The 23,969-nt window shown below is 69.8% G+C and carries 18 protein-coding genes, 1 tRNA gene and 1 pseudogene; 10 read left to right on the top strand and 10 right to left on the bottom strand.

Translation table 11 applies throughout. From position 1 onward, the window contains the following. Window position 1 precedes the first annotated feature (1 nt). The 3 genes from ACIQD6_RS29625 (at window position 2) to ACIQD6_RS29615 (ending at window position 3,255) form a co-directional block, all read left to right on the top strand. Window positions 2-667 carry an ABC transporter permease gene (locus tag ACIQD6_RS29625; RefSeq protein ID WP_401888216.1) on the top strand — a complete coding sequence of 222 codons (666 nt, stop codon included), beginning with the start codon at window positions 2-4 and terminating at the stop codon, window positions 665-667. A gap of 96 nt (window positions 668-763) precedes the next feature. Next, entirely contained in the window at window positions 764-1,699 is a 936-nt protein-coding gene (locus ACIQD6_RS29620) for an ABC transporter substrate-binding protein (protein ID WP_401888400.1), read from the top strand. A 383-nt stretch (window positions 1,700-2,082) separates the two neighbouring features. Further along, window positions 2,083-3,255, top strand: a complete 1,173-nt coding sequence (locus ACIQD6_RS29615) for a methyltransferase domain-containing protein (protein WP_401888213.1) — start codon at window positions 2,083-2,085, stop codon at window positions 3,253-3,255. 4 nt (window positions 3,256-3,259) lie between these two features. On the opposite strand, the gene ACIQD6_RS29610 is transcribed toward ACIQD6_RS29615, so the two are convergent. After that, window positions 3,260-4,519: a 4-hydroxybenzoate 3-monooxygenase gene (locus ACIQD6_RS29610; RefSeq protein ID WP_401888207.1), complete on the bottom strand. Its 1,260-nt coding sequence runs from the start codon at window positions 4,517-4,519 to the stop codon at window positions 3,260-3,262. Window positions 4,520-4,809: 290 nt separating this feature from the next. On the opposite strand from ACIQD6_RS29610, the gene ACIQD6_RS29605 reads away from it, so the two are divergent. Further along, on the top strand, window positions 4,810-5,226 hold the full coding sequence (locus ACIQD6_RS29605) for a hypothetical protein (RefSeq protein WP_401888205.1): 417 nt from the start codon (window positions 4,810-4,812) through the stop codon (window positions 5,224-5,226). A gap of 415 nt (window positions 5,227-5,641) precedes the next feature. Here the strand turns inward: ACIQD6_RS29605 and ACIQD6_RS29600 are convergent, their stop codons facing one another. After that, complete coding sequence (locus ACIQD6_RS29600; RefSeq protein WP_401888203.1) at window positions 5,642-7,036, bottom strand: cystathionine beta-synthase; 1,395 nt, start codon at window positions 7,034-7,036, stop codon at window positions 5,642-5,644. Between the two features lie 225 nt (window positions 7,037-7,261). Here ACIQD6_RS29600 and ACIQD6_RS29595 point away from each other — a divergent pair. The 3 genes and pseudogenes from ACIQD6_RS29595 to ACIQD6_RS29585 all read left to right on the top strand — a co-directional run. After that, window positions 7,262-8,224 (top strand): annotated as a pseudogene (locus ACIQD6_RS29595) (SGNH/GDSL hydrolase family protein); the annotation flags it as partial. A gap of 328 nt (window positions 8,225-8,552) precedes the next feature. Beyond that, window positions 8,553-9,773, top strand: coding sequence for an acetyl-CoA C-acetyltransferase (locus tag ACIQD6_RS29590; RefSeq protein WP_401888201.1), 1,221 nt, complete (start codon window positions 8,553-8,555; stop codon window positions 9,771-9,773). Window positions 9,774-10,161: 388 nt separating this feature from the next. After that, window positions 10,162-11,085, top strand: a complete 924-nt coding sequence (locus ACIQD6_RS29585) for a hypothetical protein (RefSeq protein ID WP_401888397.1) — start codon at window positions 10,162-10,164, stop codon at window positions 11,083-11,085. Window positions 11,086-11,141: 56 nt separating this feature from the next. Here ACIQD6_RS29585 and ACIQD6_RS29580 read toward each other — a convergent pair whose 3' ends face one another. Next, window positions 11,142-11,462, bottom strand: coding sequence for a hypothetical protein (locus tag ACIQD6_RS29580; RefSeq protein ID WP_401888198.1), 321 nt, complete (start codon window positions 11,460-11,462; stop codon window positions 11,142-11,144). A 102-nt stretch (window positions 11,463-11,564) separates the two neighbouring features. Between ACIQD6_RS29580 and ACIQD6_RS29575 the strand changes: the two genes are divergently transcribed. Beyond that, the gene (locus tag ACIQD6_RS29575) at window positions 11,565-11,795 is read left to right on the top strand and encodes a DUF4287 domain-containing protein (protein WP_401888196.1); all 231 of its coding nucleotides are present in this window, start codon (window positions 11,565-11,567) and stop codon (window positions 11,793-11,795) included. 245 nt (window positions 11,796-12,040) lie between these two features. Here ACIQD6_RS29575 and ACIQD6_RS29570 read toward each other — a convergent pair whose 3' ends face one another. After that, window positions 12,041-12,904: a Bax inhibitor-1/YccA family protein gene (locus ACIQD6_RS29570; protein WP_401888194.1), complete on the bottom strand. Its 864-nt coding sequence runs from the start codon at window positions 12,902-12,904 to the stop codon at window positions 12,041-12,043. A gap of 270 nt (window positions 12,905-13,174) precedes the next feature. Beyond that, window positions 13,175-13,257 (bottom strand) — tRNA-Leu (locus ACIQD6_RS29565). Between the two features lie 444 nt (window positions 13,258-13,701). On the opposite strand from ACIQD6_RS29565, the gene ACIQD6_RS29560 reads away from it, so the two are divergent. Both ACIQD6_RS29560 and ACIQD6_RS29555 read left to right on the top strand, forming a co-directional pair. Continuing rightward, a complete protein-coding gene (locus ACIQD6_RS29560) occupies window positions 13,702-14,472 on the top strand; it encodes an ABC transporter ATP-binding protein (RefSeq protein ID WP_401888191.1) in 771 nt (256 codons plus the stop codon). Window positions 14,473-14,746: 274 nt separating this feature from the next. Further along, on the top strand, window positions 14,747-17,290 hold the full coding sequence (locus tag ACIQD6_RS29555; protein ID WP_401888189.1) for an ABC transporter permease: 2,544 nt from the start codon (window positions 14,747-14,749) through the stop codon (window positions 17,288-17,290). Window positions 17,291-17,423: 133 nt separating this feature from the next. Here ACIQD6_RS29555 and ACIQD6_RS29550 read toward each other — a convergent pair whose 3' ends face one another. The 5 genes from ACIQD6_RS29550 to ACIQD6_RS29530 all read right to left on the bottom strand — a co-directional run bounded on the left by ACIQD6_RS29550 (window position 17,424) and on the right by ACIQD6_RS29530 (window position 23,742). Continuing rightward, complete coding sequence (locus tag ACIQD6_RS29550; protein ID WP_401888186.1) at window positions 17,424-18,731, bottom strand: class I SAM-dependent methyltransferase; 1,308 nt, start codon at window positions 18,729-18,731, stop codon at window positions 17,424-17,426. Window positions 18,732-19,104: 373 nt separating this feature from the next. After that, on the bottom strand, window positions 19,105-20,493 hold the full coding sequence (locus ACIQD6_RS29545; protein ID WP_401888184.1) for an NAD(P)/FAD-dependent oxidoreductase: 1,389 nt from the start codon (window positions 20,491-20,493) through the stop codon (window positions 19,105-19,107). Window positions 20,494-21,023: 530 nt separating this feature from the next. Then, on the bottom strand, window positions 21,024-22,046 hold the full coding sequence (locus ACIQD6_RS29540; RefSeq protein WP_401888181.1) for a hypothetical protein: 1,023 nt from the start codon (window positions 22,044-22,046) through the stop codon (window positions 21,024-21,026). Window positions 22,047-22,102: 56 nt separating this feature from the next. Next, complete coding sequence (locus ACIQD6_RS29535; protein ID WP_401888178.1) at window positions 22,103-23,356, bottom strand: hypothetical protein; 1,254 nt, start codon at window positions 23,354-23,356, stop codon at window positions 22,103-22,105. Window positions 23,357-23,400: 44 nt separating this feature from the next. Beyond that, on the bottom strand, window positions 23,401-23,742 hold the full coding sequence (locus ACIQD6_RS29530) for a chaplin family protein (RefSeq protein ID WP_401888175.1): 342 nt from the start codon (window positions 23,740-23,742) through the stop codon (window positions 23,401-23,403). Window positions 23,743-23,969: the final 227 nt, after the last annotated feature.

The following is a 23,969-nucleotide window of genomic DNA, read 5'->3' as shown; positions in this document are numbered from 1 at the left end:
CATGTACGAACTCTTCAAGGACCTCGGCGCCTGGCTGGTCGCCGGCGACCAGTGGACCGGCCCCGACGGCATCGGCCACCGGCTCGCCGAACACCTCCAGTACTCCCTGCTCGCGACCCTGATCGCGGCCGTGATCGCCCTGCCGCTGGGCCTGTTGATCGGGCACACCGGGCGCGGCGCGTTCGTCGCCATCAACCTGGCCTCCTTCGGCCGGGCCCTGCCCACGGTCGGCCTGGTCGTCCTGGTCTTCCTGGCCAGCGGCCTGTCCATGACCCCGGTGTATGTCGCCCTTGTCGCGCTGGCGATCCCGTCGATCGTGACGAACACGTACGCGGGGATGACGGCCGTCGACCCGGAGGTGAGGGACGCGGCCCGGGGGCAGGGCATGCGCGGCCATCAGGTGCTGCTCCAGGTCGAGATCCCGCTCGCGCTCCCCCTGATCATGACCGGGCTGCGGCTCGCGCTGATCCAGGTGGTGGCGACGGCGACGATCGCCGCGTACGTCAGTTTCGGCGGGCTGGGACGGTACGTCTTCGACGGCCTGGCGCAGCGTGACCTCGTCCAGGTGCTGGGCGGGGCGGTGCTGGTCGCGGTCGTCGCCGTCGTACTGGACCTGGCACTGTCCGGGCTCCAGCGCATCCTGTTCCGCCACCGCACCGCCGCCTAGGGAGACCCCGCGATGAACTCACCCACCAACTCATCCGAGAACGCGGCGACGCAATCACCCACGCCGCCGTCCGCCGACTCCCGCACCAACCCGCCACTGAACCGCCGTACCCTGCTCGGCGGCCTGTTCGCCGCGGCCTCCGTGCCCGTGCTCGCCGCGTGCGGCGGGGGCATCACCAGCCTCAAGGGAGATGCCAACGGCGGCGGGGGCGGCGGCTCCAGCACAGGCGGCGTCGTCATCGGCACCGCCAACTTCACCGAGAACCAGGTACTCGGCTACCTCTACGCGGCCGTCCTCACCGCCGCCGGTGTGAAGTCGACCGTCCGCCCCAACCTCGGCACCCGCGAGATCCTCATCCCCGCGCTCAGGGGCGGCGACATCGACCTGCTCCCCGAATACCAGGGCGCGCTGCTGCACTACCTCTCCCCGAAGGCCACCGCCACGGAGGAGGGCGACATGCAGAACGCCCTCGCCATCGCGCTCCCCGCGGGCCTCCAGATCCTCCCGTACGGCAAGGCCGAGGACTCCGACGCCTTCGCCGTCACCCGCGAGACCGCCGACAAGTACGGTCTGCGGACGCTGGCCGACCTGAAGAAGCAGAACGGCAAGCTGGTCATCGGCGCGGCGCCGGAAGTGAAGAAGCGCGTCGTGGGCGTGGTCGGCCTCAAGGAGGTGTACGGCGTGGAGTTCAAGGAGTTCAAGTCGCTGGACTCCTCGGGCCCCCTGGTCAAGGGCGCGCTGAAGAAGGGCGATGTGGATGTCGCGAACCTCTTCACGACGGACACGGACATAGCCGCCGAGGACTGGGTCGTGCTGACCGACCCCAAGAACCTCGTCCCGGGCCAGCACGTCGTCCCCCTGATAGCCGACCGCAAGGCCGACTCCACGGTCCGCAAGGCCCTGGCCCGGCTGGGCGACGCGCTCACGACGGGGGACCTGACCGAGCTGAACCGCAAGGTCGACAAGGACAAGAAGGACCCGGAGGACGTCGCGAACTCCTGGGCGGCCGACCACGGCCTCGCGAGGAAGTGACAGATCGGGCCGATGGCCAGGCCCGCGCGTCACCCAGGCACATCACTCAGGCACATCACTCAGGCGCTTCACCATCACGGCGTAGACGGGCGAGTCCTCGAACGGCCGCTGGTCGCCGACCTTCCCGTACCCCAAGGCAAAGCCCAGAAGGTCACGCCCGAGGTTCACCGGGCAAGTGCGCACCCACACTTCCCTTTCACTCTCCGAGTGCGTCACACTACTCAGAGTAGGCGCGGTCGATTGCGGCCCCGAAAGGAAGGAACGCGCATGGCGCAGAAACATCGTTCACCCATCGGCGACGACGGCTCGCAACCCGGTCGGCCGATTCCACCGAAACCGCCCGAGCCCCAGCCGAAGTCGAAGTAGAGGCCAGGCCGACGCCCATGGTTCAGGCCCCCGACGCAAGCGCTCCCGTCCCGGCGGCGGGGGCCGTACGGCTCCTGGATGAGATCGGCAAGCGCCGCACGAAGCCGGTGCCGCCACGGTGGCGAGAGGTTCTTCTCGCCGTTCCCCGGGACGCGTTCCTGCCGGCACGACTGTGGCTCCGTGACGGCGAGGGCGGGTACCGGCCGTGCGACCGGGCGCAGGATCCGGACGGCTGGCTGTCGGCCGCGTTCTCCGATGCCCCGCTGATCACCCGGTTCGTGACGGAAACCGACGGCACCCGCTCCCCTTCGTCCTCCGCATCCGCACCCACTACCGTGCTGCGCCTGCTGGAGGACGCTCAACTGGAAGATGGCATGCGGGTATTGGAGGTCGGCACCGGTACCGGCTTCAACACGGCACTTCTCTGCGCACGACTCGGATCCGACGCGGTCACCTCCGTCGAAGTGGACGCCGGTCTCACCGCCGGTGCCCGCGCCAACCTCGCCGCGCTCTCCTACGCCCCGACCGTCGTGGACGCCGACGGTGCCGACGGCTGGGCTCCCACCGCACCGTACGACCGCGTACTCGCGACCTGTTCGGTCCGCTCGGTCCCCAACGCCTGGCTGAACCAGACGCGCCCCGGCGGACACATCGTCACCCCGTGGGACAGCGCCTGGTCCTGTTATGGAACCCTGCGTCTGACGAAGCGTCAGGACGGCACCGCCGAAGGGCACTTCGCGGCCTACGGCTCGTACATGCTCATCAGCGGACAGCGCACCGACGTAGAACTGCATCGCGATGTGCTGCGCCCCTGCCAGACACCACGAACCAGTACGACACCCCTCTCCCCCTGGGCCGTCGCCGGTGCCGAACCGGCCCTGGACTTCCACATCGGGCTGACGGTCCCGGGCGCCTGGTACTCCTGGGACACCGAAGCGGACGGCGCTCACACCAGGCTCTGGCTCGCCGACGACGCGGCCACCAGCTGGGCGAGCGTCGATTACGACGGTCTCCAGAGCCGGACCTTCCACGTCGCGCAGCACGGCCCGCGCCGTCTCTGGGACGAGGTCACCGCCGCCCACCGGCAGTGGCTGAGTGCGGGCAGGCCGACGATCGACCGCTACGGACTGACCGTCACCCCCGACACGCAAACGGCCTGGCTGGACCGGCCGGACAACGCGGTGGCGTGAGCGGTCAGGCGTTGGTGTACCTGCCGGTGTACAGCTCGGCGAAGGCCGTCGCCGCGGTCCTGGAGCTGAACAGGCGGCGCAGCCGGGCGGTGGCGTTCTGCGCCCGGAACCGGTCCGCCGTTACGCCTGTTCCGCCCATTCCTGCGGGGCCACTGGGTCCGGGCGTTCCGCCGAGCTCATCACCCTCGCCCCTCGTCTGCCCGTGGTAGACCTCGGACAGCCACTGGGAGAACTCCTGGTACTCCCAGGCCTGCGCCAGGCAGGTGTCCGAGTACGTGGCGAGCGGTCCGTCATCACCCTCGCGGTAGTGCGCGCCGTAGGCGCGGGCGAGGTGCAGGGCGTCGTACAGGGCGAGGTTCATGCCCTTGGCGCCTATCGGCGCGATCATGTGCGCCGCGTCACCGGCCAGGTGCAGTCTGCCCAGCGCCATCGGTTCGACCATGTAGTTGTGCATGTCCAGGACGCGCTTCTCGATCAGCCGTCCCTCCCTGAGCACGCCACCCGGTATGTCAAGCCGGGCGTGCAGTTCCGCCCAGGCCCGCTCGTCGCTCCAGTCGGACGCGGTGTCGCCCTTGCGGCACTGGAGGTAGAACCGGGTCACATCGACACCGCGCGGCATATGGGCGGCGAAGCCGCGCGGGTGGATACCGAGGATGACCCGGTCCTCCGACGGCGGCGTCTCGGCGAGCAGCGTCAGCCATCCCACGCCGTAGTCGTGCCGCGCGACCCGCGCGCCCGCCGTCGTCAGCCGCTGCCGGCTCACCCCGCGTGCTCCGTCGCACCCGGCGACGAAGTCGCAGTCGAGCCGCCGCGCGGTGCCGTCGGCGGGGTCGGTCCAGGTGACCGAGGGGTGGTCGGTACCGGTGTCGTGCAGCTCGACGTCCCGGACCTCGAAACGTGCGTCCCCGCCCGCGTCCACGTACCGCGTGACCAGATCGGTGACCAGTATCTGCTGGGGATAGGCGATGTGGTGATGGCCCGTCAGTTCCGTGTACGGGAACAGCTGCCGGGCCCCGTCGAAGCGGAACTCGACGGCGCTGTGCCGCGGCGCGTCCGTGAGCGGCCGGCCGGCGAGACCGTGCCGGTCCAGCGCGCGGGCCGCCCACTCCTCCAGGAACCCCGCGCGCGGGGTGCGTTCGATGACGGCGCGGCTCTGCGCCTCCAGCACCACACAGCCGATGCCCTGCTGCCGCAGCAGATTGGCCAGGGCGAGCCCGGCGGGTCCGGCGCCTATGACGGCGACCTGGGTACGGCTGGACTCCATGACAGGCCCCGCCCCTTCACTCAACTTGGCATAATTCCGGTCGACTTCGCACGACAATCGGTCGACTTCACTCAACGGGCCACACGGCTCCGGCCGGTGATAATACGACAGCGAGCGTCGAGAACCGGACATCGCTGTCCTTCGGCGGTCCCGTCCATGCCCGTCACCGGTCCCGTGCCTGTTCCTCGGAGATCCCTGAGGCCTCCCTGAGGCAGTCCTCAGGGAGGCCTCAGGGAAAGACGGGGGTTATCCCCAGTTCCCCGGGCCACCCCGCTTCGTACCGTTGGCCCATGGAAGCCCGCGACCCTGAGCTCAAGAAGGAACTCCACGCCACCCTTCAGGCACGCAACGAGCTGGGCGCGGACTACGAGCCCGCCCTCATCGAGTCGTTCCTGGAGAAGGTCGAGCAGCGTATGGACGGCACATCCGATCGTGAGGCCCGGAGGAAGCTCGCGGAGCAGCGGATGGCGGTGGCGCGCGACGCGCGTTCGCCCGAGGCGCCGGAGAGCTTCGGCGAACGGTTCGGGTTCGGCATCATCTCGCTGGTCGCCGCCGTGCCGTTGACCGCGATCGCCGCCGTGCAGGCGGGACTTGAGGGTCTGATCGTCTGCTGGCTCGGCATCGTCGCGATCAACGCGATCCACGCGTCCCGGGGCTGGGGCAGGCTGCCGCGCAGGCGGCGGCAGTCGTCCGACTGGGAAGGCTGAGCGAAGCCGAAAGAAGGACGGGACGGAGACGCGGACGGCCGACGGGGCATGAACCCCTCCGTGGCCGGAAAAGATAGTCGCGGGGACCGCCGCACCCCCGTTACCGGGGGGCGGGACGACGACGGTCCCCGCGAGGGACACGCTCCGGGTCAGGGCCGGGTCACGTATCCGGGCGTCTGTGGAGTCCGGGAGCCGCTCCGGATTTCCTTGACGCCGACAACCACTAATGTGCCGGACGCGTGTTAAGCGGGTGCTGCGTAGACGTGTCGCGCTCGTACCAGTTTCACGAATCCGCGCCTTCGCCCGCCTCCGCCCGCCTCCGACGGCTAAATCCGGCCGCTCACTTCAGGCCCAGCGAGGCCCAGGGAGGCCCGGTGAGGCACAGGGAGGCTTGCCCAGCGAGACCCAGCAAGCCTCACTTCAGGCCCAGCGAGAGGTACGAGAGCAGGTCCTGCCTGCTCACGACGCCGGTCGGCTTGCCCTCCACCAGCACGATCGCCGCGTCGGCGCCGTTGTTGCCGCTCAGCGCCGCCATCAGGTCCGCCACTGGTTCGCCCGAGCCGACCTGCGGCAGCGGGGACGACATGTGCTTCTCCAGCGGGTCACCGAGCGAGGCGCGCTGGGTGAAGAGCGCGTCCAGCAGCTCACGCTCCACCACCGAGCCGATGACCTCCGCGGCCATCACGTCCGGGTGTCCCGCACCCGGCTTCACGATCGGCATCTGGGAGACGCCGTACTCCCGCAGGACCTCGATGGCGTCGCCGACCGTCTCCTCCGGGTGCATATGGACGAGGGTCGGGATGGCGCCCTCCTTGTGCCGCAGGACATCGCCGACACTCGCCGCGTCCCCGCCCTGCTCCAGGAAGCCGTAGTCGTTCATCCACTCGTCGTTGAAGATCTTGCTGAGGTAGCCGCGGCCGCTGTCCGGCAGCAGGACGACCACGACATCGTCCGGGCCGAGCCCTTCCGCGACCTTCAGCGCGGCCATCACGGCCATCCCGCAGGAGCCGCCGACCAGCAGGCCCTCCTCCTTGGCGAGGCGCCGGGTCATCTGGAAGGAGTCCTTGTCGGACACGGCCACGATCTCGTCCGTCACCGTACGGTCGTACGCCGTCGGCCAGAAGTCCTCGCCCACGCCCTCGACCAGGTAGGGCCGCCCGGAGCCGCCGGAGTAGACCGACCCCTCGGGGTCGGCGCCCACGACCCGTACGCTCCCGTCGCTGACCTCCTTCAGGTAGCGGCCGGTGCCGGAGATGGTGCCGCCCGTGCCGACGCCCGCCACGAAGTGGGTGATCTTCCCGTCCGTCTGTTTCCACAGCTCGGGACCGGTCGTCTCGTAGTGCGAACGCGGGTTGTTCGGGTTGCTGTACTGGTCCGGCTTCCAGGCGCCCGGCGTCTCACGCACCAGCCGGTCGGAGACGTTGTAGTACGAGTCGGGGTGGTCGGGGTCGACCGCCGTCGGGCAGACGACGACCTCGGCGCCGTACGCCCGCAGCACATTGATCTTGTCCGTGGAGACCTTGTCCGGGCAGACGAAAACGCACTTGTAGCCCTTCCGCTGGGCCACGATGGCGAGACCGACGCCGGTGTTGCCGCTCGTCGGTTCGACGATCGTGCCGCCGGGCTTGAGCTCCCCGCTCTGCTCGGCCGCCTCGATCATGCGCAGGGCGATACGGTCCTTCACCGAACCGCCGGGGTTGAAGTATTCGACCTTGGCCAGGACTGTCGCCTGAATGCCTGCGGTCACGCTGGTCAGCTTCAGCAGCGGGGTATTGCCGACCAGGCTGATCATCGAGTCGTGGAATTGCACCGTTGTCTCCGGGGTCTCCGTGATGGTCCGGCCAGCGTATGCGTACGCGGTGAGATTGGGCGCCTCCCCTTACGGGGCAGTTAGCTGGTGTACGTACTCGCACGGACGGCTTTTACGATCTGTACGGCTTCGCGGGTGCGTACCGCTCATGCGTACGGCCCGTGCGCGCGGCTGTCGCGTGCGTACGGACAGGAGGAGGTGGCTCGGACTGTGTCGAGGGCGAGGGTGGCGCGGCGGATCGCCGCGGGCGCGGCCTATGGCGGCGGGAGCATCGGCCTGCTGGGAGCGGCGGGCGTCGGGGTGCTGCTGGCGGAGGTCCAGCTGGCGAAGCGCTCGGTGGGTGGCGGGACCGCGCCCGTACCGCCGAGCGGTGACGGATGGTACGGACTGGCCTTCGGCCATACGACACCGCTGCGGATGGGCATGCTCGGCGACTCCACGGCCGCGGGCCAGGGCGTACGGCGGGCGGGGCAGACACCGGGGGCGCTGCTCGCCTCGGGGCTCGCGGCGGTCGCCGAGCGGCCCGTGGACCTCTGGAACGTGGCGCTGCCCGGCGCCAAGTCGGACGACCTGGACCGCCAGGTGACGCTGCTGCTGTCGGACCCGACCCGGCTGCCCGACGTCTGCGTGATCATGATCGGCGCGAACGACGTCACACACCGGATGACGGCGACGCGGTCCGTGCGCTGTCTCGCGGCGGCGGTACGGCGACTGCGGACGGCCGGGGCGGAGGTGGTCGTCGGCACGTGCCCGGATCTCGGCACGATCGAGCCGGTGTACCAGCCGCTGCGCTTCCTGGCCCGCCGGGTGAGCCGGCAGCTGGCCGCGGCCCAGACCATCGTGGCGGTCGAACAGGGCGCCCGTACGGTCTCGCTGGGCGACCTGCTGGGCCCGGAGTTCGCGGCGAATCCCCGGGAGCTGTTCGGCCCGGACAACTACCACCCCTCTGCGGAGGGGTACGCGACCGCCGCGATGGCGGTTCTGCCCACGCTGTGCGCCGTGCTCAACCTGTGGCCGGAGACGGACCATCTGGACGTGTCCCGCGACGAGGACGTGCTTCCGGTGGCGAAGGCGGCCTCGGCGGCGGCGTCCCGGGCCGGTACGGAGGTCACCGGCGTCCGCGCTCCCTGGGCCCTCCTGAAGCACCGCCGCCGCCACCGCCTCCCGACGCCCACGGAAGCGACCCCGGCGGAGGCCGCGGCAGACGCCACGGCGGAAGCCGGAGCGGAGCCCGAGGACCCGACCGGGACGGAACCAGGAACAGGAACAGGAACGGGGACGGGGACGGGGACGGGGACGGGGACAGGAACGGAGACGGAGACGGGGACCGGGACCGGGACGGAGACCAGCAGTCAGCAGGCGACAGGCAGCAACTGAGCAAGCGCTTAGAAAAGAGGCCCGCATCACACGTCCGGCCCGGTGACCCGAGCTCTACGTACAGGTAACTTCGCCTTCAGTCCTGTCCCCTCCTCACCCCCGTCCCCCTCGCCCGCCCCCTCGCCTTCATGGAGCCGTGATGCCCGAAGCCGTGATCGTCTCTGCCGCCCGTTCCCCCATCGGCCGGGCCTTCAAGGGCTCGCTCAAGGAACTGCGGCCCGACGACCTGACCGCCACGATCATCGAAGCCGCGCTCGCGAAGGTCCCCGGGCTCGACCCCCGCGACATCGACGACCTGATGCTCGGCTGCGGCCTGCCCGGCGGGGAGCAGGGCCACAACCTCGGCCGCATCGTCGCCGTGCAGATGGGGATGGACCACCTCCCCGGCTGCACCATCACCCGTTACTGCTCCTCGTCCCTCCAGACCTCCCGGATGGCGCTGCACGCCATCAAGGCCGACGAGGGCGATGTCTTCATCTCGGCCGGTGTCGAGATGGTGTCGCGCCAGGTCAACGGCACCTCGGACGGCATGCCCGGCACCCACAACCCGCTCTTCGAGGACGCGGAGGCCCGGACCGCCGCCGTGGCGCAGAGCGAGGGCGCGAGCTGGCACGACCCGCGCGAGGACGGCCTGGTCCCGGACGCGTACATCGCGATGGGCCAGACCGCCGAGAACCTGGCCCGCCTCAAGGGCGTCACCCGCCAGGACATGGACGAGTTCGGCGTACGGTCGCAGAACCTCGCCGAGGAAGCCCTCAAGAACGGCTTCTGGGAGCGCGAGATCACGCCCGTGACGACCCCGGACGGCACGGTCGTCACCAAGGACGACGGCCCGCGCGCCGGCGTCACACTGGAGGGCGTCCAGGGCCTCAAGCCCGCCTTCCGCCCCGACGGCATGATCACGGCGGGCAACTGCTGCCCGCTCAACGACGGTGCCGCCGCGCTCGTGATCATGTCCGACACCAAGGCGCGCGAGCTGGGCCTGACCCCGCTGGCCCGGATCGTCTCCACCGGCGTCACCGGCCTCTCGCCGGAGATCATGGGGTACGGCCCGGTCGAGGCCTCCAAGCAGGCGCTCTCCCGCGCCGGGCTGACCATCGGCGACATCGACCTGGTGGAGATCAACGAGGCCTTCGCCGCCCAGGTCATCCCCTCCTACCGGGACCTGGGCGTCCCGCTGGAGAAGCTGAACGTCAACGGTGGCGCCATCGCCGTCGGCCACCCCTTCGGCATGACCGGCGCCCGGATCACCGGCACGCTGATCAACAGCCTCCAGTTCCACGACAAGCAGTTCGGCCTGGAGACCATGTGCGTCGGCGGCGGCCAGGGCATGGCCATGGTCATCGAGCGACTGAGCTGAACCCGCAAGAGTCCCTGACGACCGACGGTCCGGACTGAGACAACCGAAGATCCCGACCCGGGTCGGACGGGGCCCGTCGACCCCGGCCGGAGCGGACCACGCCGAACCGGGTCGAACCGGGCCTCCCGGTGACGGAGGGTAGCCGTACGGATCGGAAAGGTGCAGGTCAAGGCCACCGAGCCCCAGTCGTGACTGAATCTCCCCCAGGATGTGACCTATCTCCGGGGGAGATTCGTTTGTCCAGGTCAGAGCCGTGCGGGCGAAAAACCTAAGGCCCAAAGACCTGTCCATTTCATGACGTAATGCACTGACGGCGGGATCCCGCCCAGGACAAGCTGAGGTAGGAAGTCGGGGGTATCGATTGGAACGGGAGTAGTCAGTGAGCGCCATGTCTCTTGCCCTGCTGCTGACCACGGCTGCCGCCACGGCCGTGGGCGTCGCTGCTCTGCACGCCGCTCACGGGCTGCGGCAGCAGGTCAGCGCCCTGCGCGGCGAACTGGCGGCGACCCCGGGCGGGCTCACCGCCGCCGTACCTCAGGCCAGAAGCGCCGACCACACCGACGACATACGCACCGCCGTCGCCGAGGCACTCGCCGAGGAACGTGAGCGCGAGCTGGCCGAGGCGCGTGCCTTCTGGGCCGCCCAGGAGGCGCGGGACGCGGCCGACGCCCCGTCGATGCTGGGCGGGCTGGCCGGACTCGGCACCGAGGAAGGACCGTTCTACGTGCCCCGCCAGGCGGACTTCATCGGCATGGAGTCGCTGGAGTCACTGGAATCGCTGGAATCCCTGGAGTCACTGGACCTCGACGCCACCGAGGCACGCGACGACTTCGCCGGCCACCCGGGCCTCACCGGGATCAGCGAGGTCAACGGAGCGCATGCCGGGAGCGAGACCGGCGAGTTCGCCGAGGACTCCCCCGAGCTGGCCGCCGCCCGCCGCCGGCACCCCTCGCACCCGGACTTCGTACCGGTGCAGACGCCGGTGGTCACCGACCACGAGCGGACCGTGGCGCGGCTCGAAGAGCTCAGCGAGTCCCGCACGGCACTGGCCGACGTACGGCCGGGGCCGCTGGGCACACTCGACGTCTATGTCTTCGCCGACGGTACGACGCTCTGTATGACGCCGGGTCACCGTGAGACCGCCGAGCGGCTCGCCGACGCGCTGCGCGAGGGCGAGGCCCCGTTCCTGCTGGGCGGGTCCGGCGTCTCCGGCGCGTACGCCCTGACCTTCTCGTGCGGCGACGCCGACGGACCCGACGAGGGCGCGGAGCACGTCTACATCCTCGCGGACCGCGTCATCTCGTCGCTGTAGCTGTAGTCGTCAGCTGTAGTCATCGCTGTAGCGGTTGCAGCTGTGGCTGTAGCGCTTCACAGGGCCGCTTCGGCGGCCACCCGCTCGACCGAACTCACGGCCTCGTCCAGCTCCGCGGCGGACGGGGCCGCCTTCAATGCCTCGGCCAGATCCCCGGCCGCGACCGTGAGCTGGTCCGCGACCACGAACACCCCCGCGTCCGGCATGATCCGCGGTTCCTCACCGGGGGCGTCGAGCCGCTGGGCCCGTACGGAAAGCTCCCTGGCCAGAGCGAGCGCCCGCGCCGCGGCGCCACGCTGGAGGCGGCTCTGCGGGGCGGCCCGCAGCCGGTCGGCGAATCGGTCCACGGCGGCCGTCAACGGCGTTGTGTCGAGCACCCGGCCGACCCTACGCGGCCGCGCGGGACTGTTGCCAACACGCCCGCACTGGGGCACGGTGGGCTGAAGGACCAAGTACGCGCAAAGCGTCCGGAGGCGCCGATGTCCCTTGTCTTCTCCGAAGAGACCCATCGCAATCTGCTCTCCCGTATCCCCCAGTGCACCGGCCGTGAGATCTCCGACTGGCTCCGTACCGTCGAGGAAGGACCGTCCCTCTTCCGCTTCGAGGAGAAGGTCAGCTGGCTGCGGAGCGAGCACGACCTGGCGTACGGACACGCGAAAGCGATCGTCCACGAGTACGACCTGAGGCGGGCGGCCCGCCGCCTGCTCTGACCGGACCGCATCCGACCGACCCCCCGGCGGAGACCGGTTCGCGGTGAAGACCGGTTCCGGTTCGCAGTGGAGACCCACACCAGAACTCCCGACCGAACACAACAGAAGGGGTCCGCGGGCATCAGCCCGCGGACCCCTTCTCACTGTGCCGTTCGACAACCTGCGCCGTTCGACAGCCTGCGCCGTTCGACGGCGTCAGCCGTGCGCGTCAGTCACGCACTCAGTCACGCACTCAGTCACACGCGTCAGTCGTTGCCTTGCAGGATCGAGAGAAGCCGCAGCATCTCCAGGTAGATCCACACCAGCGTCAGGGTGAGACCGAACGCCGCGAGCCACGACTCCTCGCGCGGGGCGCCGTACGCCACGCCGTCCTCGACCTGCTTGAAGTCGAGCGCCAGGAAGCACGCGCCGAGGACGATCCCGACGATGCCGAAGATGATGCCCAGACCACCGCTGCGGAAGCCGAGGCCGTCACCGCCGCCGAAGACACTGAAGAGCAGGTTGGCGACCATCAGGAGCACGAAGCCCATGGCGGCGGCCATCACGAAGCCGTAGAAGCGCCGCGTGACGCGGATCCAGCGCATCTTGTACGCGAACAGCACGCCGGCGAAGACCGCCATCGTGCCCATCACGGCCTGGATCACCACGCCTTGCGCGATGTAGGTGCTCACCGCGCTGCTGATCACTCCGAGGAAGACACCCTCGAAGGCGGCGTACGCCAGGATCAGCGCCGGGGTCGGCTTGCGCTTGAAGGACTGGATCAGCGAGAGAACCATCGCGACCAGCGCGGCACCGATCGCGATGCCGTACGACTTGCCGAGGTTCGCCGAGTCCACCGGCAGCAGGACCCACGAGAGGACCGCGGTGAGTACGACCGTGCCGAGCGTCATGCCGGTACGGGTCACGACGTCGTCGATCGTCATGACGTCGGTCCGCGCGGGCGCCTGCGGGCCGCCGAGCGGGGCGCCCTGCTGGGGCGCGTAGGGGTTGGTCGCGTACGGGTTCGTTCCTACAGCGGGGCCCCCGGCCTGCGGCGCCGCGTTGAAGCCCGCGTGGCCGTTGTCGCGGCTGAAGCCCCGTCGCGAGAAGACCGGGTTACTGCTCCTCATCTCACTCCTCCATGGCCACCCTGCGCGGCCTTGCGACAAGAGTAATGGGCTAGCAAAGCGTATGCCCTAGTGCTCGGGGAGGATCTTTCCAGGATCGTGACGTCTACGCGTGCTGCTCGTCACATGGGGAAGAGAGCATGAATGCCGGACCTGTTCGAGGGAAGGTCACCGGAAGGAGTCGAAAGGAACGAGGAGCACCGGCCGGACCCGGGCTCCGTACACTCCGCGCGCCCCCGCACGCGCAATCCACACCGACGCTGGCCGCTGATGTGCCCGGAGCCGGACTTGAACCGGCACGCCCCCGAGGGGCAGCGAGGTTTAAGCTCGCCGTGTCTGCATTCCACCATCCGGGCAAGGCACGCGACGCCGCGTTGGCACCTGAGCCTATCGGGACACACCACTCGAACAGCCGAGCAACAGCCCGATGTTGTCTTATTTTATTGACGTCTGAGGGTGCGTCAGCACACGTAACTGGCCATCGGCACATGCCGGGCGCGGGTGGGCATCTCGTACTGAGGCGCACAGGAATGACGAAAAGTCGCCGTCCGGTCACTCATTCGGACCATCGCGGGGGCATCGCCGCGCTCCGCGGCGGCGGACGCCGGCTCAGGCCGGAGCCGACGCGGACTCAGGTCGGAGACGTGTCGGGGTCGGTGTCATCCCCTAGGAGGAGAGAGCCACTCCGCGGTGCGACCCAAGAGGGTCCTCCGAACGGGTACGGGGAGGGACGACCCCGGGGTCCAACGGACACGAGGATGGAGTGGTTCCCACAGCGCATCCGACAGGAGTGTTTCCCCGTGACCACCACCCCGTTCGCCGAACGCGTCACCACCGTGGCCGCCCGCGCCTCCGATCTCTCGAAGGTGTACGGAGTGGGCGAGACCCAGGTGGTCGCCCTCGATCATGTCAGTGTGGACTTCCGCCAGGGGGAGTTCACCGCGATCATGGGACCCTCGGGCTCCGGCAAGTCCACGCTGATGCACTGTGTGGCCGGCCTGGACAGCTTCAGCAGCGGCTCCGTACGGATCGGGGAGACGGAGCTCTCGACACTCAAGGACAAGCAGCTCACCAAGTTGCGCCGGGACAAGATCGGCTTCATCTTCCAGGCCTTCAACCTGCTGCCGACGCTGACGGCCCTGGAGAACATCACGCTCCCCATGGACATAGCGGGCCGCAAGCCCGACAAGCAGTGGCTGGACCAGGTCATCAACATGATCGGGCTGGCCGACCGGCTCGGCCACCGGCCGACCCAGCTCTCCGGCGGTCAGCAGCAGCGGGTCGCCGTCGCCCGCGCGCTGGCCTCCCAGCCCGAGATCATCTTCGGTGACGAGCCGACCGGAAACCTGGACTCGCGCTCCGGTGCCGAGGTGCTGGGGTTCCTTCGTAACTCGGTACGAGAGCTGGGCCAGACCGTCGTCATGGTGACGCACGACCCGTCGGCGGCCTCCTACGCCGACCGCGTGATCTTCCTCGCCGACGGCCGGATCGTCGACGAGATGCTGAGCCCGACCGCCGACGGTGTGCTCGACCGGATGAAGGCCTTCGACGCCAAGGGCCGCACCAGCTGACGCACGCTCAGGCCGGCGCGGTGCGCGACGCACACGGTCCGGACGACCGGCACGCGCCGAACGGTCCGTGCGGCCGGCGGAGACCCGTACACGCTGGACGACCGGCACGCGCTCCATCATCCGTACGGGTGATAGAGCCCCGTACACGCCAGACGCCCCGTACACGCTGACGCTCCCTCAGCCGACAGCCTCGCCCGCCTCGCCTCCCGCCCTGCTCCGCCCTTCCGGCCTGGGCCCCATCACCGCCCGGCCCACCCTCACCAGGACTTCCATCATGTTCCGTACCGCCCTGCGCACTGTGCTCGCGCACAAGGCCAGGCTGCTGATGACCGTGCTCGCCGTGATGCTCGGCGTGGCCTTCGTCTCCGGCACCCTGGTCTTCACCGACACCCTCGGCAACGCCTTCCAGAGTCAATCGTCGAAGAGCTACAAGGACGTCGCCGTCGGCGTCACCTCCCACGACGCCCGTGAATCCGACGACGCGGCCGAACGCAAGCTCGGCCCCGGCATCAGCGAGCGGACCCTCGACAAGATGAAGGCCGTCGACGGTGTCGACGGCGTCACCGCCCGGGTCAGCGGATTCGCCGGGGTCGCCGATCCCGACGGCAAGCTGATAGGCGACGGCTGGTCCAACAAGGGGGGCAACTTCGCGCCCGGCGAGAACGGCCGTGACTCCTCCTACACGTTCACCGACGGCTCGGGACCCACGCGCGACAACCAGATCGCGCTCGATGAGGTGTCGGCGACCAAGGGCGAGTACAAGGTCGGCGACACGGTCCGCGTCGCCACCAACGGACCGGTGAAGGAGTTCACCCTCGCGGGTGTGTTCACCACCGACGACGGCGAGGTCAACGCGGGCGGCAGCCTGGTGCTCTTCGACACGAAGGTCGCCCAGAAGCTGTTCCTGGAGCCCGGTTACTTCACCGACGCCACCGTGACCGCCGCGTCCGGCGCCTCCCAGGACAAGATCCTCGGCGAGATGAAGACCCTGCTGCCGGCCAACGCCGACGCGAAGACCGGCAAGGAACTCGCCTCCGATCAGGCGAAGATGATCGAGGACAGTCTCAGCGCGCTCAACCAGATGCTGCTCGCCTTCGCGGCCATCGCCCTGTTCGTCGGCATCTTCCTGATCTCCAACACCTTCACCATGCTGGTCGCCCAGCGCACCAAGGAGCTGGCGCTGCTGCGTGCCGTCGGCGCCTCCCGCCGTCAGGTCAAGCGCACGGTGCTGGCCGAGGCGGCCGTCGTCGGTGTGATCGCCTCCGCGATCGGCTTCGTGCTCGGTCTCGGGCTGGCGATCGGGCTGCGGTCCCTGATGGGCTCGTTCGGTGCGAAGGTGCCGGCGGGCGCGCTGGTGGTCTCGCCGACCGCGGTCGGCGCGGCGTTCGGTGTCGGTGTGCTGATCACGCTGCTCGCCGCCTGGCTGCCCGCCCGCCGGGCCGCGAAGATCCCGCCGGTGGCGGCGATGAGCAGTGTGCACGGTGTGGCCACCACCAAGTCCCTCGTCGTCCGCAACTCCATCGGCGCCGTCATCACGCTGATCGGCGGCGGCCTGATCGTCTCGGGCGCGAACACCGGCTCCGACGGCCGGCTGACCATCGGTGTCGGCGCGTTCCTCGCGATGATCGGCATCATCGTGCTGATCCCACTGCTGTCGCGTCCGGTCATCGCGCTGGTACGGCCCTTGCTGGTCGGCGTCTTCGGGGTGTCCGGCAAGCTGGCCGGCCTGAACGCGGTCCGCAACCCGCGCCGTACCGGAGCCACCGCCTCCGCGCTGGCCATCGGGCTCACCCTGGTCACCGGGCTCACGGTGATCGGTGTCACGGTCGGCCAGGCCGTGGACAAGATGACCACGGACAACATCAAGGCCGACTACATGGTCCAGATGGCGGGCGGGGGCACGCTGGACAAGTCGGCGGTGAGCGCGCTGGAGAAGGCGCCGGGCGTGGGCGCGATCTCCCCGCAGCAGGCCAGTTCGCTGGAGGTCGACGGCCGCTTCCACGCCGCCTCCGCCGTCACCCCCGGAGACATCGAGAAGGTCATCAACGTCGATGTGCTCGACGGTTCGATGGACACGCTCGGCAAGGGCGGGATAGCGGTCGAGGACAAGGCCGCGAAGGCCAACGGCTGGAAGATCGGCGACACCCTCCCCGTCTCCTTCACCGACGGAAAGCCGGGCAAGCTGACGCTCGGCGCCACCTACAAGGGCAACGATTTCCTCTCGCCGGTCCTGATGTCCACGGACCTGGCCGACGCGCACGACGCCAAGCCGGTCATCCGTGAGGTGTGGGTGAAGACGGACGGCGGTGCGAGCACCGAGCATGAGCAGGCCCTGGTGGACGCGCTGGGCAAGAACCCGGCCATCACGGTCATGGACCAGGAGGACATCAGGAACACCTTCGGCGGCTTCATCAACACCGCGCTGAACATCATGTACGGCCTGCTGGCGATGGCCCTGATCATCGCGATCCTCGGTGTCGTCAACACCCTGGCGATGTCCGTCTTCGAGCGGCAGCAGGAGATCGGCATGCTGCGCGCGATCGGCCTGGACCGCCGCAAGGTCAAGCGGATGATCCGGCTGGAGGCCGTGGTGATCTCGCTCTTCGGCGCGGTCATCGGTGTGGGGCTCGGGACGTTCCTGGCCTGGGCGATCGGCGAGACCATCAAGTCCGGGATCCCCGGCTTCGCCCTGGTCATCCCGTGGGACCGGATCGGCATCTTCCTGGGGCTGGCCGCGCTGGTGGGTGTACTGGCCGCGCTGTGGCCGGCGCGCAGTGCCGCGCGGCTGAACATGCTGACGGCGATCAAGACCGAGTAACCGCGCGACGGTACGTACGACTTACGGCTACTGATGAGGGCCGGACCCCGGGCAGGCTGACGGGGTCCGGCCCTCACTCATGGCAGAGCGACGTGGAACAGGGACGACGTGGAACGAGGGTGCCGGGGATCGCTCAACCACCCCATACGCGAGCGCGCGGCGGCATCCCCGACGCACCGCTCTCCGGGGTCTTCACGGCGAGGATCTGGTTGACGCCGATCTTGTTCCGTTCGAAGGAGAGCGCGGACGCCGCCATGTACAGCCGCCAGACCCGGGCGCGGCCCGCCGATGTGCTGCGTACCGCCTCGTCCCAGTGCGCCTCCAGGTTCGCCACCCAGCGACGCAGCGTCAGCGCGTAGTGCTCCCGGATCGACTCGACGTCGCGGACCTCGAAGCCGGATTCCTCCAGCGTGCCGACGGTCCGGCCGAGCGGCGCCAGTTCGCCGTCCGGGAAGACGTACGCGTCGATGAAATCGTCGACCTGGTACGTGCCTTCGTCCTTCTCCGGGCGCCGCGCGATCTGGTGGTTCAGCAGCCGTCCGCCCGGCCTGAGGAGGGCGTGCAGGTCGTCGGCGTACTGGCCGTACTGCACCGAGCCGACGTGTTCGGCCATCCCGATGGAGGAGATCGCGTCGTACGGTCCGTCCCTGACGTCCCGGTAGTCCTGGACGCGGATCTCGATACGGTCGGTGAGCCCCTCCTCCGCGATGCGCTTGCGCGCGAAGGCGGCCTGCTCGCGGGAGAGCGTCACCCCGGTGACCCGGGCACCGTATTCACGTGCGGCGTGGATGGCCATCGAGCCCCAGCCGCAGCCGACGTCGAGGAGCCGGTCGTCCTCCTTGAGCGCGAGCTTGCGGCAGATCAGATCGAGCTTGTCGCGCTGCGCGTCTTCGAGAGTGAACCCAAGTCCGCCCGCGGCGTTGTCCCAGTAGGCGCACGAATAGACCATGGACGGGCCGAGCACGAGTGCGTAGAAGTCGTTGCCCACGTCGTAGTGATGGCTGATCGCCTCCTTGTCGCGGCGCTTCGTGTGCAGCGCGCCGTGCCGGCGCCTGATCTCCTCGGCGGGCGGTACGGGCGGCGGCCAGGGCCCGGCGACCTGTACGAGCCCGAGGGCCGCGGCCCGCATCCGGGGGTCACGTACGGGATGGACCGTGTCCTTGGCCTCGGCGCCACGTTCCCAGATGAGTCCGGCGAGACGTCCGAGAAGGTCGTAGAGATCGCCTTCCACATCCAGCTCACCGGCCACCCAGGCGCGCGCGAGCCCCAGCTCGCCCGGCTTCCACAGAAGTCTGCGCAGGGCTCGGCGGTTACGGATGATCAAGATCGGGGTGTCCGGGGGACCCGATTCGCTCCCGTCCCAGGCACGGATACGGACCGGGAGCGGGGCTCCCAGCAGTTCCTCGGCAAGTGTGGTCAGCCGCAGCGCGGCGCTGGCCATGGCGTACACCTCCGTAAGGGTGGAAACCGAACATGCTCAACACCACGTAAACACCGGTCGAGTACGGATGCAGTCCCGCTCGCAGGCAACGAGAAGGCAAAATACCTGCATCCACCATGTACTTTCGGGTGGGCCGCGCCCTTTCTTCCGGGGGCTTCTGGAGAGTGGTACCCAACACGGAGCCCGGACACCGGCCCGGGCGGGCGGGGAGGTCCGGACAGCGGGGGGCGGGCCGCTGCGCCGAGAGAGCTATCGGGTGCCGCCTCGGGGTCCGGCTCGGGTGACCCCGCCGGACGCACCCGGGCACGCCGAAGGGCCGCCCGCACCACGGATGGCGGACGGCCCTTTCGAGGTTGTGCGTTGCGCTACCCGATCAGGAGGCCTTGGCCTTCTCGACGGGGGACGTCGCCGCAGTAGCGGCGGCCGGAGCCGGCTTCGCGGCCTCGTAGAACTCCTCGCGCGGCGTCTCCATGGCGCCGAGCGAGACGACCTCGCGCTTGAGGAACATCGCGAGCGTCCAGTCGGCGAAGACGCGGATCTTACGGTTCCAGGTCGGCATGGCCACGCCGTGGTAGCCACGGTGCATGTACCAGGCCAGCCGGCCCTTGAGCTTGATCTTCATCTTGCCCATGACGATCATCGCGACGCCCTTGTGCATCCCGAGACCCGCGACCGCGCCCTTGTTGGCGTGGCTGTACTCCTTCTGCGGGAAGCCCCGCATGCCGGAGACCACGTTGTCGCCGAGGACCTTCGCCTGACGCAGCGCGTGCTGCGCGTTCGGCGGGCACCAGGCGTTCTCGACACCGGCGCGACGGGAGGCCATGTCCGGGACCTGGGCGTTGTCGCCCGCGGCCCAGATGTAGTCGGTGCCCTGCACCTGGAGCTTCTCGCTGGTGTCCACGTGGCCACGGGGGCCGAGCGGCAGACCGTAACGGGCGAGCGCCGGGTTCGGCTTGACGCCGGCCGTCCACACGATGGTGTTGGAGTCGACTTCGAGGCCGTTGTTGAGCGCCACGTGGCCGTCCACGCAGGAGTCCATGCCGGTCTTGAGGTAGACCTCGACGCCGCGGCCCTCGAGGTGCTCCTTGCCCCAGGTGCCCAGCTTCGGGCCGACCTCGGGAAGGATCTTGTCGGCGACATCGACGAGGAGGAAGCGCATGTCCTCGCGCTTCACGTTCGTGTAGTACTTGGCGGCGTCGCGCGCCAGGTCCTCGACCTCGCCGACGGTCTCCGCACCGGCGAAGCCGCCGCCCACGAAGACGAAGGTCAGCGCCTTGCGGCGGACCTCCTCGTCGGTCGTCGAGTCGGCCTTGTCGAGCTGTTCGAGGACGTGGTTGCGCAGGCCGATGGCCTCCTCGATGCCCTTCATGCCGATGCCCTGCTCGGCGAGGCCGGGGATCGGGAAGGTACGGGAGACGGCGCCGAGCGCGACGACCAGGTAGTCGAAGGGCAGCTCGTAGGCCTCGCCGACGAGCGGCGCGACCGTGGCGACCTTGCGGTCCTGGTCAATGGTCGTGACCCGGCCGGTGAGCACTTCAGCCTTGGGCAGCACGCGTCGCAGCGGTACGACGACATGCCGAGGCGAGATGCTGCCGGCGGCAGCTTCGGGGAGGAAGGGCTGGTACGTCATGTACGAGCGAGGGTCGACAACCGTGACGGTCGCCTCCCCGTACCGCATCTTCTTCAGAATGCGACGAGCTGCGTACAGGCCTACGTACCCACCGCCTACAACGAGGATCCTGGGACGCTCCGTGGTGCTCATGCCATCGAGTATCCACCCCCCTCGGAGGGGGTGCTCGTGAGCCCCTTCACAAGGTACGGGGCCCCTTGTGCTACACTGCGCGGCCCGCTTGGCCGATGCCCGGGCCGGACGGGGGTTCCGGCAGGAGCGAATGACCGTTGCCCGCCGTTTGTCCACCCCTCGTGAGCTGGCCCTCCATCCTCCTGTACGGGGTGAACCGGCTGTCCGGTTCATACAGCCGCGACCCCGCCGGGAACCGTACGGAATCAGAGCCTGGCGACCCCGCGATAGGGCCGGATGGTCCCCAGGAACCACGAGTGGGCCCTAGCGGGTCGATTTCCTTGTGAAGAACTTCACGAAGTTCCTCGCGAAGGTGTTCCGGGCGGGTGCGAAACGGCTCCGAGAAGGCGCTCAGTGGATGAGCGGGGCCATCTGATGAGCAGGTCAGCGACCCCTGTGGCACCCCTGCGGCACCCCTGTCGCGCGCTCGGCAGCCGGGCGAGGGGCTGGGCGATGGGCCGGGCGACAGGCCGTCAGCTCCCTGTCCGGAATCAGAAGTTCCGGGCGTACGCCCGCGCCTCGCCCGGCGGCAGGAGGTCGCCGTGGTGCCGGCTGAGCAGGCGCTCGTGTTCGGGGGTGAAGTACCTGCGCCACGCGCCCACCGCGAGACCGTCGTCGTCACCGTCACCGTCACCGTCGTCGTCGGGTGCGCGCGTGGCCTGTTCCGGCAGAGCCATGGCCGGGGTACTGGGAGCCGGGTGTCCCGTGGCGGCCCGGAGCCGGGCCAGGGCCCGCTCGCGGGCTTCGGCGGTGCCACCGTGGGCGGGGCCGGCGAGTTCCTCGTGGGTGATCACGCATACCGCCGGGTGGTGCGCCGTCCATCGGCAGCGCCGGGCCTCTTCCGTCCCGGGGAAGCCGGGGTCGGTCAGAGCCAGGGTGATTCTGTCGTCCATGGTCGGCAAGGCCCTGAGGATGTCCCGGTAGATCAGCTCGTCAGGCATGGTTCCGACGCCGTCGGGCCGGGAGAGCGTAAGGATCCGGTCGACGATCCTGTCCCGTACATCGCGGTGGTGAAAGACGACCGGCGGGTTGCCCGTGGCCTGCCAGGCACGCAGGAAACCGCCGTCGGCCCGCTGGAGGTCGAGGCTGTTGACGTACCAGCAGCCGCGGCCCGGCAGCAGCCCCGGCAGTTCGTCGTCCGGTACGCGCGCCAGCCGCGCTTCGAGCCGGGGGTCGACCGCTGAGGCGAGGGCGACCGGCTGCCCCAGGCGCGTCCACCACACGCGCCACAGAGCGCTGACCGCTTCCTGGAAAGCCGCCCCCAGTTGCTCCCACTCGCCGCCCTGCCTGCGCAGCAGAAGGGCGGCCCGGTCCGGCCCGTACGCGGCGGCCAGCAGCGGATAGACCTCCCCGGGCCCCGGCTGTTCCCCGCCGCCGTCGCGGTCACCACCGGGTGGCCGGGCGGCGCTCATCGTGCCGTACGGGGTGTAGCCGAGCGCGGCGGTGGCCTCGGCGAGCAGCGGCGTACCGCTGCCGCGCAGCGAGACCACGATCACCTGCGGCGATACAGCCATGGGTGCGTCTCCCGGAGAGAGAAAGAGGACAGGCTCTTCGGACGGGACGGCCGTACTCAGCGCGGTGCGGCGGATGAAGTGACCGGAGCCGCCCGGGGAGCGAGGAGGAGATCTTCGTAGGTGTGATGGCGGCGGGTGGCGACGCGGTGATCCAGCAGGTCGGCCGCGCGGGCGTGCTCGCCGGTGTCGATCAGGGCGCGGGCGAGGGTGTCCTGGACGATCTCGCGCTCCACCCGTACCCCGCCGATACGTTCCACCGTCCCGCCCAGCCTGGTCAGCAGGTCCACCGCCCGCTGGGGTCGGCCCGCGGTGATCTCCGCGAGCGCCCGGACGACGGGAGCGAGTACCTGGTGGTAGTCGGGCCGCTCGTCGTAGGCCGCCCGGCGGGCCAGGGCGTACAGATCGTCGGTGGCGGCCTCGACGGCCAGGGCCAGCGCCAGGTTGAAGGTGTGGAAGACCTCCGCCATCCCGCGCGGGTCCGCCAGCAACTCCCGTACGTGCGCCAGGTCGGAGCGGGCGGCCGGGGTCTGCCCGGCCAGCAGCAGACGCCAGTTCGTCGCCGACCGCATGCCCACATCGGCGCGGTCCAGCACCTCGTCCGCCCGTCGGCGCGCGTCCGCGAAGTCACCGCAGGCCAACGACTGCAAGGCGGCATGCCAGTTCAGGTGCTTGAACTGCACCGCCTGGGGATCGGCCGCCAGCCACCGGTCGAGGAACGCCGTGGAGGCGGGGCCCGCCCCCAACTCCTGCTCGGCGTGCGCGCGGGCGTGCGCGGCCAGGCCCGACCGCGGATACAGCGCCAGCGCGCGCCCGGCCAGCTCGTACGCCTCCTCCACGCGCCCCTGCTCGGCCCGCGTCCAGGCCATACGGCTCGTCCACGTCCAGCTGTCCGGGCCCACCAGCGTGTACTGCCGCTCGGCGAGCGCGTCACCCCGCGCGCGGTAGGCGGCGTCCCCGCAGGCATGGAAGGCGTCCAGCAGCAGCCCCGCCACCTCGTCCCCGGGCCACCGCGCGAAGTGCGTGACCAGGTGATCGGCCGTCAGCCAGTACTGCCGGTGGGTGTAGAGGAACACCCCGTAGACCAGGCTCACGGACCGCGCGTCGGCGGCGTGCGCGTCCTCGTACGCGGCGGACAGCTGTTCCCGCAGCTCCTGGTCGCTCAAGGCGTCACTGGTCGCCAGCACCAGCAGCGCCCGCGCCACCCCGAGCCGCGGGTGTTCGGCCACCCACTCCCACAGCAACGGCACCCCGCGCCCGCTCAGGGCCGCCAACTCTCGTACCGCGGCGTCCTCCACCGACACACCCACCACGCGCAGAAACCTCCGCAGCCTCGCCCGCCTCGGTCGACCCCAGATCAGACGCTGGCCCTGATCAGCACGTGGCAGACGATGCCGCTGTTCCCGCAGTCGTTACGGGGCAGGCTCAACGGCAGGCTCGCGATATTGCCGCTCGCCGCCCCGCTCCCCGCGACGGTCCCGGCGGCCGCCTGCGCGTCCCCCTGGTTGACGCAGGTGTTGCCGAACACCGCGTTCCCGATCCCGACGACATTGGCGTGCGCGGCCCCGGCGGGGACCAACGCGGCCCCCAGCACCGCACCGACGGCCGCCGCCCGCTTACCGACGTTCCGGGCGCCGCCGCCCGTGTCCTGCCGAGCGCCCTCGGCCACCGGGCTCCGCTCATCCATGTTCAGGCTCACGGCACTCCGTCCTTGTGACGGCTCCCGGCCACGACCGGCACCCGCACGGATCACGCCCGGTGACGAAGCCGGGCTACTGAGCCGATCAACGACGGACCTCTCGTCCAGGTACGCAACCCCTCGTGCTCGTTCACCCGTGCTCGCCCCCCACCCGGGCGTGTCACACGCCGCCTCTGCTGCTGCGCCTGTTGCGCTCCGAGGGAAGCGAGAGGCGACTTCATGTCACC

The sequence above is a fragment of the Streptomyces sp. NPDC088400 genome (assembly GCF_044753355.1).
Lineage (GTDB): Bacteria > Actinomycetota > Actinomycetes > Streptomycetales > Streptomycetaceae > Streptomyces.
This window is presented reverse-complemented; position numbering and strand designations above follow the sequence as displayed.